The 12,555-nt window shown below is 63.3% G+C and carries 6 protein-coding genes; 4 read left to right on the plus strand and 2 right to left on the minus strand.

The genetic code is table 11. The annotated features are described in order from the left end of the window. Positions 1–44: 44 nt before the first annotated feature. Together AC3A5O_RS24045 and AC3A5O_RS24050 are read right to left on the minus strand one after the other, a co-directional pair. Complete coding sequence (locus AC3A5O_RS24045) at positions 45–1,466, minus strand: diaminobutyrate--2-oxoglutarate transaminase (RefSeq protein ID WP_305481712.1); 1,422 nt, start codon at positions 1,464–1,466, stop codon at positions 45–47. Between the two features lie 108 nt (positions 1,467–1,574). Further along, on the minus strand, positions 1,575–3,638 hold the full coding sequence (locus AC3A5O_RS24050) for a TonB-dependent receptor (RefSeq protein WP_487753820.1): 2,064 nt from the start codon (positions 3,636–3,638) through the stop codon (positions 1,575–1,577). 247 nt (positions 3,639–3,885) lie between these two features. On the opposite strand from AC3A5O_RS24050, the gene AC3A5O_RS24055 reads away from it, so the two are divergent. From AC3A5O_RS24055 to AC3A5O_RS24070, 4 genes are all read left to right on the plus strand, one after another. Continuing rightward, a complete protein-coding gene (locus AC3A5O_RS24055; protein ID WP_305467295.1) occupies positions 3,886–4,863 on the plus strand; it encodes a TauD/TfdA family dioxygenase in 978 nt (325 codons plus the stop codon). A gap of 7 nt (positions 4,864–4,870) precedes the next feature. Next, positions 4,871–8,299, plus strand: a complete 3,429-nt coding sequence (locus AC3A5O_RS24060; RefSeq protein ID WP_487753821.1) for a condensation domain-containing protein — start codon at positions 4,871–4,873, stop codon at positions 8,297–8,299. 17 nt (positions 8,300–8,316) lie between these two features. Further along, complete coding sequence (locus tag AC3A5O_RS24065) at positions 8,317–9,363, plus strand: TauD/TfdA family dioxygenase (RefSeq protein ID WP_487753822.1); 1,047 nt, start codon at positions 8,317–8,319, stop codon at positions 9,361–9,363. Between the two features lie 109 nt (positions 9,364–9,472). Continuing rightward, entirely contained in the window at positions 9,473–12,535 is a 3,063-nt protein-coding gene (locus AC3A5O_RS24070) for a non-ribosomal peptide synthetase (protein ID WP_487753823.1), read from the plus strand. The last annotated feature ends 20 nt before the right edge of the window (positions 12,536–12,555 follow it).

Consider the following 12,555-nt stretch of genomic DNA (forward strand, 5'->3'; position numbering starts at 1 on the left):
GGCGGGGCCAGCGTCCAAACCGGACGCCGGTCCTAACCCGACGATCAGCGTGCGGGCCGCTCGTTGATCGTGCTCGCGGCCTGGAACAGGATTTTCCCGACGAAATCGATTTCCTGCTCGGTGATGATCAACGGCGGCAGGAAGCGCACGGTCGCGCCGTGGCGTCCGCCCAGTTCGACGATCAACCCGTGCTTCAAGCACGCCTGTTGGAAAGCCTTGGCCCGGGCCGTGTCCACCGGCGGATGACCTTGTACATCGGGGGTGCCCTGCGGGTCGACGATCTCCATGCCGAGCATCAGGCCACGTCCACGCACATCGCCGATCCAGGCGAACTCGTTTTGCAGTGCCTGCAATTGCTTTTGCAGGTGAGCCCCCACCGTTTCGGCGTGCTGGACCAAGCCTTGATCGCGGATGAAGCGCAAGGTCGCGGTACCCGCCGCCATCGCCAACTGATTGCCACGGAACGTGCCGGCGTGGGCACCCGGCTGCCAGACGTCCAGCGACTCGTGGTAGACCATCACCGACAGCGGCAATCCGCCGCCAATGGCTTTGGACAGGGTGATGACATCCGGGGTGATGCCCGATTGCTCGAAGCCGAACATCCGGCCGCTGCGGGCAATGCCGCACTGGATCTCGTCGACGATCAGCGGAATGCTGTGGGCCTGGGTCAACCGGCGCAGCTCCTGCAGCCAACGGTCCGGCGCGGCAATCACTCCGCCCTCGCCCTGGATCGGCTCCAGGATCATCGCCGCCGGTGCGGTCACCCCGCTTTCCGGGTCGTTGAGCAAATGTTCGAGGTAACGCACGTTCAACGTGACCGCTTGATCGCCGGCCACCCCGAACGGGCAACGATAATCGTGAGGGAACGGCAAGCGCTGTACCCCGGGCATCAACGCGCCCAGGGCATTTTTCGGCGACAGGTTGCCGCTGATGGCCAGCGTGCCCAAGGTCATCCCGTGATAGGCCCCTTCGAACGCCAGGACCGAATGCCGCCCGGTGGCGGTACGGGTCAACTTGAGCGCGGCCTCGACCGCATCAGCCCCACTCGGGCCGCAGAATTGAATGCGCGCGTGACGAGCGAACTCGCTGGGCAGGCACGCGAAAATTTCCTGGACGAAGGCGTCCTTCACAGGTGTCATGAGGTCCAGGGTATGCATCGGCACACCGGCCGCCATGACCTGGGTGATGGCTTCGACGATCACCGGGTGGTTGTGCCCCAGGGCCAGGGTTCCAGCACCGGCCAGGCAATCGACGAACACTTGCCCTCGGCTGTCCTGCACATAAATGCCATGGGCCCTTTCAAGCACCAGAGGAATGCGTCGCGGGTAACTGCGGGCGTTGGACTCCTGCTGTTGCTGACGCTCCAGCAGCGGCGTCGAGTCGAGGCAGTAAGGGCTCGACAGACCGGTGTGCAACAGGCGTAGCTGTTGCGCGCCACCTGCTGTGACATTCGAAAAAGCACTCATGATTTCCTCCATGGAGGCTGGGTTTGGAAGGGAACGAACAGCCTGGAAACAAACATCCGAAATGTTGCAGGACAGGCGCGGGGAGATTGCCTCCCCGCGCCCATGGGTTTACATGTCGTAGCGCAGGATCATCCCCACCGTGCGCGGTGCGCCAACGTCGATGATGTCGTCGTTGCGGTTGTTGGTGACGTATTCCTTGTCGAACGCGTTCTTCACGTAGGCGGAGACCGCGACGTTCTTGGTGACTTTGTACTCGGTGTTGAAGTTCACCAGCACATAGGCGTCGCTCTTACGTTCACCAGTGACTTTGCCGCTTGCCTCGAACTCGTACTCCGAAGGCGCGGTGCTCTGATAGACAATGTCCGTGCCGAAGATCAGGCGATCGTCGAAGCGATAGACACCACCCACCGAGGCCTTGTATTTAGGCGCGTAGAGGAACGCCTCGCCGCTCCTGTCCTGACCATTGTCAGCAACGAAATCCTTGTATTTGCTATCGGTAATGGCGCCACCGACATTCAGGGTCAGCTGTTCGGTGATGTCTTTTTCGACGAAGACTTCCAGGCCCTTGATGTCACTGCGACCAGCGTTGTAGATATCAATGACGTTGCTACCGGCTTGGCGCACGCTGACCTGCTGATCTTTCCAATCCGTGTAATACAGGTTGGCGCGAGTACGCAGGGTCTTGTCGAAGAACGAACCGCGATAGGACAGCTCGTAGTTGGTGGTGTATTCCGGGTCGTAGGCCTGGTGACCGCTACCGGAGCGCAGGTTGACACCGCCTCCGCGATAGCCCTTCTGCACCATGAAACCGAGGTACTGGTCCGTTGCCAGTTCGTAGTCGATGCCGAGCTTCGGCAGTACGGCATCAAACGACTTTTTGATTTTCTCAGGAACGAAGCGGCCGTCTGCCTCAATGTCGGTATCGTTGGTCTCGTGGTCGTAACGCAGGCCGGTGATCAACGTCCAACGCGGCGCGAACGTCCAGTTGACTTCACCGAACACCGCCTTGTTTTCAATCTTGGTATCACCTTTGACGGTACGAACCAGCACGTCATCGAACAACAACCGGTCGTGGAAGGCGTTGGTGTTGTGGCCATAGTAGGCACCGACGAAACTCTTCACCGTGTCCGAGTCGTAATTCAGACGCAGCTCCTGACTGAACAGGTTACCGTCCTGCTTACGCAGAACGACCTCGTTGTCCACAGCATTCTGGTCAAAGTCCAGACGATTGCTGTAGTCCGTATTGGTATTGGCGGTCATGCTCGTCAGCGACCAGGCATCGTTCAGGCGGTAATCCACCTTGGCGCTGAGGGTGTCTTGCTTGAGGTTGTCGAAGGCCTCGGTATTGGACGCGATGTCGTAATAGCTCGGCTTGCCATCGGCGCCGCGCATCGTCGAGCGGTCACCCTGGCGATGTTCGTTATGGGCATAAGTCAGCAAGACGTCAGTGTCGTCATTGGGCAGGATCAGCAATTTACCGCGGGCGTTGCTGGTGCGATGCGGGTTGGCGTCTTTATCGAGCGTGGTGTTGCGGATGTAGCCGTCACCGTCGGAATAATCCACGGCGATACGACCGGCGATCTTGTCATCCACAATGGCCCCGCCACCGGCCACGGCCGCGCCGTGTTCACCGTAGTTGCCCACGTTGGTCTGCGCCGAGAAGCTCGGTTCGAACGTTGGGTTCTTGGTTCGGATAACCACCGCGCCGGCCAGGGAGTTACGGCCTTGGGTGGTGGATTGCGGGCCCAGGAAAACCTCGACCTGCTCGGCATCCCAGAGCGGGACCGGGCTGAGGGTCAGCGCGCGGTTCGGCTGCACGGCACCGTCGACATACACCGACACCGCACCGTTGAGGGCCGCCGGGCCCTGGTCGTCGAAACCGGACACCGGCACGCCACGGATACCCCAGTTCTCATTGCCGGCCTGGCTATAGACGCCGGGCGTGCGGGCAAACACATCCACCAGGTCCTTGTCGCCGTGCTCACGCAGGTTCTTGTCGGTGACGACCACGACGCTGGACTGGGTCTTATCAAGGGTACGGTCGATCTTTTCACCGGTTACGGTGATTGGAGCGATCTCCATCTTGCCGGCTTCTTCAGCCGCCCAAGCACCGTTGCTCAGGCCGATGGCCGACCCTACAGCCAACGCAATTGTGTTCTTTTTGAAATTCACGCCCCGCTCCCCTGCGACAGATATTTTTGGTTTTTTGAGCTGGCCGAAGGCTGTTTGGCGCCAGCGGAGCGGAGTCTAATCCAAAAAAAAAATTAAATAAATAGTATTGATAATCCATCTCATTTGTACCTAGTATGTCGTCTTGTATTGCCTTACATACATTACAGACGAGTCCTACATCGCTGACCGCTGCCTTGCTTTCATGGTCGTGTGACTGGTCGAAGACGCTATAAGAGGATGCACAAGGATGACCTCAATCGAACACCTGAACGGGCGTTCCGAGCTTTTTTCAATGGCGCCCACGGATGCAAGCGCCCAATCGCTACCCGTGCTGGTGCAGGGGACGTCGGGACAGTCGATCCACGACTTGGACGCTTCGATTCGCGACAGCCTGGCCCAGGTCCTGACTACGGTGGGCGGTGTGTTGTTCCGTGGCTTCACCGTCGCCACCCCCATCGACTTCAAGCGCTTTGCCGCCAGCTTCGGCGCGCCGCTGGCCAGCTACGAATTCGGCTCCACGCCGCGCAGCAAAGTCTTCGCCGGGGTCTATAGCTCCACCGAGTACCCGGCCCATCAATTCATTCCGCTGCACAACGAACAGGCCTACACCCGCCCCTGGCCTTCGCGCATCTGGTTCCACTGCATCAAGGCCAGCGAAACCGGCGGCGAGACCCCGATTGCCGACAGCCGCCTGATCTACCAGCGCATGCCTGCCGAGATCCGCGAGCTGTTTGCCAGCCGCGAGCTGCTTTATGTACGCAACTACAGCGGCGCCCTGGACCTGCCCTGGGAAAAAGTCTTCAACACCCAGGACCGTGCCGAGGTCGAACGCTACTGCCAGGACAACGACATCGAGTGGGAATGGAAAGCCGATGGCGACCTGCGCACCCGCCAGCGTTGCGCCGCCGTGCAGCAGCATCCCGAAACCGGTGAGTGGGTCTGGTTCAACCAGGCGCACCTGTTCCATGTCTCGGCCATCGAACCCAGCGTACGCGCCAGCCTGCTGGCGGCGGTGGGCGAAGAGAACCTGCCGCGCCATGTCTATTTCGGCGACGGCTCGCCGATTGCCGACGACATGCTCGACACCGTGCGCGAGGTCTACCGCGAGACGGCCATCAGTTTTCCCTGGCAGCCCGGCGATATCCTGATGCTCGACAACCGACTGGTGGCACACGGTCGCAATCCTTTCACCGGTGACCGCAAAGTCATCGTGGCCATGGCGTGAATTGCACATGTTTTCTTTCGAACACTGGATCGACGTGCTGGAAGCCAACGCCCAGCACTTCCCTCAGCGTGCTGCCCTGCATTTTCTGCCGGACGGCGTAGAGATCGGCGAAACCCTGACTTTTGCCCAGTTGCACGAACAATCCCGCTCCTTGGCGGCCGCGCTGCAAGCGCGTTATGCCCCGGGTGATCGCGTGTTGTTGATGCTGCCCAGCAGCCTCGACTACGCCCGCGCGTTTTGTGCCTGCCTGTATGCCGGCCTGATCGCGGTGCCGTTGTTCCCGCCACCGTCACGTAAACCGCGTCACCTCGACCGCGTCCGCAACGTGGTGGTGGATGCCGAACCGGCGCTGATTTTCGCCCCGGCGGATTATCGCGAAGGTTTGCTGGAACTGGTGGAGGGCCGGGTCGATGTGCTGACCGTCCAGGACCTGGGCATGCCACCGGCCAGCCAGTGGCAGCGTCCGGCCATCGATGGTTCAACCGTGGCCTTCCTGCAATACACCTCGGGCTCTACCGGCTCGCCAAAAGGTGTCGAGGTGCGTCAACGCAACCTGATCGCCAACGTGGAACTGATGCGCCAGGCCTACGCCTTCGACGAACACGGCGCCATGGTCAACTGGCTGCCGCTGTACCACGACATGGGCCTGATCGGCGGGATGCTCGCCCCGCTCTACAGCGGCATGCCGTGCTACCTGATGGCTTCCCAGACCTTCGTCAATGCGCCGTCGACCTGGTTGCAAGCGTTGAGTCGCTACCGTGCCACCGCCAGTTTCGCCCCCAACTTCGCCTATGCCCTGTGCAACCGCGTGGTCAGCGACAACCTGATCGCGCAGCTCGACCTGAGCGCCTGGAAACACGCCATCAACGGCGCCGAACCGATCCACCCCGGCACCCTGGAAGCCTTCGCCCAGCGCTTTGCCGCCTGTGGCCTGAACCCGTTGGCCATCAGCCCCGGTTATGGCCAGGCCGAAGCGACCCTGTGTGTCAGCGCCACACCGGCCGACGCGCTGCCGGTGGTGCTGCGCCTGGACAAGGCCGTGCTGGAAACCGGCCGCGTGGCGCTGGCGGCGACCGATGCCGCCGCCGTGGAGTTCGTCGCCTGTGGTTACCCGCAAGCCTTGCACAGCATCGCCATCGTCGACCCGCAGACCTTCGAGCAATGCGCCGCCGATCGCATCGGTGAAGTCTGGCTCAAAGGCCCGAGCAACGCCGAATCCTACTGGAAGAATCCCGAGGCCACTCGCGAAGCCTTTGAAGCCCGGATTGCCGGTTCATCGGAACATTACCTGCGCTCCGGCGACCTGGGCTTCATGCACCAAGGCCAGGTCGTCATCTGCGGACGGCTCAAGGACCTGTTGATTCTCAATGGGCGAAACCTCTACCCCCACGACATCGAATTCGCCATTACCGACGCCGAGCCGGGCATCCGCACCGGGCGCATCGCCGCCTTCTCGGAAATGGACCCGGCACTGGGCCGCGAGAAGCTGGTGATTGTCGCCGAGCCGCAACGCAAGTTCGTCGACCCGGCGCATCACCCGGCGCTGTTCGCATCGATGCAAAACGCCGTGCGCGAAGCCGCCGACTGCGGCATCGACCAGATCGTGCTGGTGCAAGCCGGCACCATCCCGATGACCACCAGCGGCAAGATCGCCCGTCAAGGCGCACGTAAACAGCTGGCCGCAGGCACGTTGAGCATCATCGCCCAGAGCGGTGGAACGCTCGCCTCGAACGGCGAAGCCCTTGACCTTGCCGAGTTCAAGCGCCTGGCGACCGAAACGTCGCAACAGGCCCAAGCGGCCTGCCGCCAATGGCTGGAACAGACGCTGCGCGAGGTCAACCCGTATTTTTCCGCCGACTTCGACCTCAGCCTGATCGGCCAGGGCCTTGATTCCATCGGCGTGGCCGACTTTGCCGCGCGCCTGCACAAGGACCTGGGCTGGAACCTCGATACCCAAAGCCTGTTCGGGGACACCACCCTCGGGCAATGGGCACTGGCCCTGCAAAGCTTCCTGAATGAGGCGGTGCCGACGGCCGAGGCTTCGACCGAGCAGGCCAACCTCAGCCAGGGGCATCAATCGTTCGCCCAGCGTCGCCTGTGGTTCCTGCGCCAACTGAACCCGGACGACACCCGTCATAACCTGGTGCTGCACCTGCGCCTGCAAGGTCCGCTGGACATCGAGACGCTGACCCTGCGGTTAAACACGCTGGTCGAGCGGCATGGCGTGTTGCGCACGGTGTACCGCGATGGTGTCGATGGCCCGCGACAACAGGTATTGCCGGCCACAGCGGTAGCGCTGGTCCATCATGATTTGCGTGAGCACAATGAAGCCCAGCAACAACAAGCGCTGAGCCAACGCTTGGCCGACGAACACGCCACCCCGGTCGATCTGCAAGCAGGCCCGCTGCTGCGGGCACAGTTGCTCAGCCGTCCTGACCAACAGCATGACCTGCTGCTGACCCTGCACCACATCGCCTTCGACGGGCGCTCGGCGCAACTATTGTTGGCGGAACTGGCGGGGTCGGCGGACGCCGCGCTCCCAGGGCAATACCTCGATTTCGCTCAATGGGAGGCCCGGCACTGGAGCGAACAGCGGATCGCCACCGAGCAGGACTTCTGGCGCGGACACCTGGCCGGCCTGCCCCAAACCTTGGAACTGGGTGGCAGCGGCCAGGCCCCGGGCGAGCACAGCCTGGACTTCAACGTGCCCCAGGCCAGCTGCGAACAGTTGGCAGCGTTGGCCCGCGAGCAAGGCATGACCTTGTTCATGCTGTTGCTGGCCAGTTACCAACTGGTGCTCAAGCAACTGGGCGGCCAGCAGCAGTTCCTGCTGGGTACCGACGTCAGCGGCCGGCCACTGGCAGAGCACAACGACGTCATCGGTTTCTTCGTCAACCAGTTGACCCTGCGCTGCGACCTGCGCGGCGAACCGACCCTGGCTGGTTTCCTGGAGCGGGTTCGCGATGAAGCGCGCCTGGCCTATGCCCATCAAGGCCTGCCTTTCGACCTGGTGGTCTCGGCTCTGGCGCCGCAGCGCCGGCCCGGTCACTCGCCGCTGTTCCAGGTCAAGCTCAACTATCAACCGTCACGGGTGGCGCCGACCGCCATCGCCGGCGCGCAGTTGAGCGCGCTGGACGTGGCCCAGGCACCGGGGGATTTCCACCTGGTGCTCGACCTCGTGCACGGCAGCGATGGCCTCGCCGCGACCCTCAAGTATCGCGGCGAATACTTCGACCAGGGCCGAGCCTTGCGTCTGCAACACCTGTGGACGTGCCTGCTGGAACTACTACACACGCTGCTGGACGAGCCGTTGCCGGCGCTGGCCGAGCGCATCGACAGCTGGGACCAAGCCTTTGCCCGTGAGCGACAACAGTCCCAGGCGCTGGCCGGTCGCAGCCAGATGATGCAAGCCAAACGTCGCTCCTTGTCCCTTTAACCGAGTCGGATGCAATTATGTCTATCGTGCCCCCATCGCCACGCGCCCTCGGTGCAGTGCGTCGCAAAGCCATGAACGTCTCGGAACAACAGTTGGTGACCGAGCGCCTGCTCAGCCCGGACCACGCACTGCCCCTGGTGATCGAGCCCGCGGTCAGTGGTGTCGATCTGGTCGCCTGGGCGGCCCGGGAACGCGAGTCGTTGGAAAAGAAACTGCTGCAATACGGCGCCCTGTTGTTTCGCGGCTTCAACGTCGCGTCCGTGGAACAATTCGACCAGGTGATCGCCGCCCTCTCCCCCGGTGCGCTGGAATACATGTTCCGCGCCTCGCCCCGGACCCGGGTCGGCGGCAACATCTACACCTCGACCGACTACCCGGCCGACCAGATGATTTTTCCCCACAACGAACACTCCTACTCGCCGCGCTTCCCGCTGCGACTGTTCTTCTACTGCCACCTGCCGTCCGAGACCGGTGGTGAAACACCCATTGGCTCGACCCGCGCCGTGAAGGCCAGGATCAGCCCGCAGATCGAAGCGCGGTTCCGGGAAAAAGGCGTGCTGTACATGCGCAACTACGGCGACGGTTTCGGCCTGCCGTGGCAGACCGTGTTCCAGTCCGAGGACCGTGGCGAAGTGGAAGCCTACTGCGCCAGCGTCGGCATCGAAGTGGAATGGAAAGACAACAATCGCCTGCGCACCCGCCAACGCGGGCCGGCCGTGGTGCGCCACCCGCGCACCGGCGAAGAGGTCTGGTTCAACCACGCCACGTTCTTCCATATCAGCACCCTGCCCGGGCGGATCCGCGATTCTCTGCAAAGCAACTTCAACGACCTCGACCTGCCCACCAACACTTTTTATGGCGACGGCGACCCCATCGAACCGCAGGTCCTGGAATCGCTACGCGCGGCCTACCTCGACTCGCTGGTGCGGTTTAGCTGGCAACAGGGGGACGTGTTGTTCATCGACAACATGCTCGCTGTGCACGGTCGTGAACCCTTCACCGGCAAGCGCGCCATCATGACCGGCATGGCCGAAGCCCTGCTGTCGAGCGACGTTGCCGTCTGACATTCAACGAGGCCACCCGCCGTTCGCAGGAGGCTTGCCCGACCCATGTCCAGCAAGCCCGGCGTCTGTGCGGTGATCAGGCTCAAGCCCTTTTCCAGTCGAGATGAACATGAGCGGACTTCAAGGTTTTCGTATTTCGCCGCAACAGGCATCGGTTTACCCCCACATCAACGGCGCGGCGGAGCACCCGTTCAGCTGCCATTTGCAATGGTCGCTGTCGCAACCGCTGGACGTCGATGCCTTGAACAAGCGCCTGCAGGCATTGGTGGCCGGCAGTGAAATCCTGCGCACGCGCCTGATGCCCGTGCCCGGCCTGCGCCACCCGGTGCAGGTGATCGATGAAACCGCTGCGTTGGCGGTGAACCTCCAGGACCTGCGCCAACACAGCCGCACCGACCAGGACGTCGCGCTGACCCGGCTCGTCGACCAGCCCCGCGACTGGACGGCGCCCCTGTGCGTGACCCTGGTACGCCTGTCCGATGAACAAACGGTCCTGGACCTGGCGGCAGCCAGCAGCCACTTCGACCTCGCCAGCCTGAAATGGCTGGCCGGTGCATTGCTGCAAGACAACGCCACGGACCTGTCCGACACCTTGCAATACGCCGACTACGCCGAATGGCGCTGGAGCCTGGTTGAAGACGCGCCGGACCATCCGGGCGTGAGCTTCTGGAAACCCTCGGACGAAACCGAACAGGCCACCCTGCAACTGCCCCTCGAAGCGACCCTCGAAGGCCGGTTTGCGCCGACCCGACTGGACCTGGCGCTGCCGGCCGACCTCGCCCGCCACCCGGCCCTGACCCCGGAGCTGCTGCTGACGGCATGGGCAGCGGTGCTGGGACGACTGGCCGGCCAGCAACAGGTGCCGCTCACCCTGATCCATGAAAGTCGCGGCGCGGAACTGGAGAACACCCTGGGTCTGTTCGAGCAATGCCTGCCCGTGAGCATCGCACTGGATGCCCAGGCGACCCTGCTGGAGCAAAGCACGCAAGTGGCCGCCACCCTGGAACGGGCGGTCGGCTGGCAGGACTATTACACTGGCACCCTCGATGCCGGATACGCCTTTGCCTGGCGTTCGGGCGATGCCCGGGAGCGTCAGGCCAGTGCGGTGATGAACCCGCTGAAAGCGTGCCTGAACGTCCGCCAATTGCCCGACAGCCTGCACGCGCAGCTGGTCTACGACCGCCATGCCCTCAGCACCGAAGCCGCGGGTTGCCTCGCCGAGCAATGGCTGCAACTGTTGCAAGGCGCCCTCGCCGAACCGCAACGGGCCTGGGCCCAATTGCCCCTGGGTGGCGCGCTGCAAGCGCAACTGATCGGCGCTGGCGCGAGCGTACCGTCCATCGAACCAGTGACACTGGTGGAGTTGATTGCCCGCCAGGTTCGCCAGCAACCGAACGCCATCGCCCTCAGCGACCAGGACGGCGACCTGAGCTACGGCCGCCTCGACGCCTGCGCCACGCAGCTGGCCCATCGACTGGTCGCCGCCGGCATCGGTCCCGGGGTGCCCGTCGGCATCCTGTTCGCCCGTAGCAACGCGGCCATTGTCGCCATGCTCGCCGTCTTGAAAGCCGGTGGCGCCTACGTGCCAATCGACCCAACCTACCCCGCCGACCGCCGCGCCTACATGCTCGCCGACAGCGCCATCGCCCACATCGTGGTCAGCGCCGAACTGGCCGACAGCGTGCCGGCCCACCTGCAACGCTTCGTGCTGGATGACCTGGCAACGCCGGACCTCGGCGATTTGCCAACACTGCCGTTGCCAGACGCGAACGACCTCGCCTACTTGATCTACACCTCGGGCTCGACCGGTGCGCCAAAAGCTGTGGAAATCAGCCACGGCGCGCTGAGTTTCTCGACCCAGGTGCGCATGGCGGCCTACGAGACGCCGGTGCGCGCCTACCTGCTGTTGTCGTCGTTTGCCTTCGACAGTTCGGTCGCCGGGATTTTCTGGACCCTGGCCCAAGGCGGACGCCTGGTGTTGCCCGCCCCGGGTGAAGAGCTGGAGATGGCCCGCCTGGCGCAGTTAATTGCCCAGCATCAGGTCAGCCATGGCCTATCCTTGCCGTCGCTGTACCAGGCCCTACTCGATCAATTGCAGCGCAGCGGGGAAACCGACAGCCTCGCCTGCTGGATCGTCGCCGGCGAGGCTTGCCCACCGTCACTGATCGCGCAACACAACAAGACCTTGCCACACGCCCGGCTGGTGAACGAATACGGCCCCACTGAAGCGACGGTCTGGGCCACCTATGAGGTGTTGGAGCCGGGCCGGAACGTCAGCATCGGCCGCCCCATTGCCGGCATGGACCTGCGCCTGCTGAACGAATTCGACAGCGCCTGCGGCATTGGCGAACCGGGTGAAATCGTCCTCGCCGGCCCGACCCTGGCCCGTGGCTATCGCAACAAGCCCGAAGAAACCGCCAAGGCCTTTGTCACCCTGGCCGACGGCACCCGTGCCTATCGCACGGGTGACCTGGCGTGCTGGTTGGCCGACGGGCGCCTGGCGTTCCTCGGGCGCAAGGACCATCAGGTCAAGGTGCGTGGCTACCGCATCGAGCTGGGCGAAATCGAGCGCCAGTTGTGCAGCCACAGCGACGTGCGCGAAGCCGCGGTGATCGTCCAGGAACAGGCCGCTGGTAAACGCCTGCTCGCCTACGTCCTGGCCGCCCATGGCTACGCGCCGGATTCGGAAGCGATCAAGCGCTTCCTCGGTGAACGCCTGCCATCGTACATGGTGCCGGCCCTGGTGCTGACCTTGGCGAGCTTTCCGCGCACGCCCAACGGCAAGCTCGACACCCGCCAGTTACCCGACCCGGATCAGTTCGACGAAAGCACCCACGTGGCGCCGCGCAACGCCATGGAAACCACCCTGCAAGCGATCGTCGCCAAGGTCTTGAAGCTCTCGACGGTGAGCGTCACCGACAACTTCTTCGCCATCGGCGGCGACTCGATCCTGAGCCTGCAAGTGGTGGCCCAGGCCCATGAGCAAGGCATTGCGCTGTCGGCCAAGCAAGTCTTCGAACGCCAGACCATCGCGGCCATGGCCGAGGTCGCGCAACCGCTGGATCCGAGCGCCGCCGAGCCCCAAGCCGACAGCACCGAGTTCAGCGCCTCGGGCCTGTCCGATGACGAAATGCAAGCACTGATGGCCGAACTGGACGAGGCCGACCTGTGAACGGTTCCTCCCGTCGCCCC

The organism is Pseudomonas sp. Soil_N_39 (genome assembly GCF_057655955.1).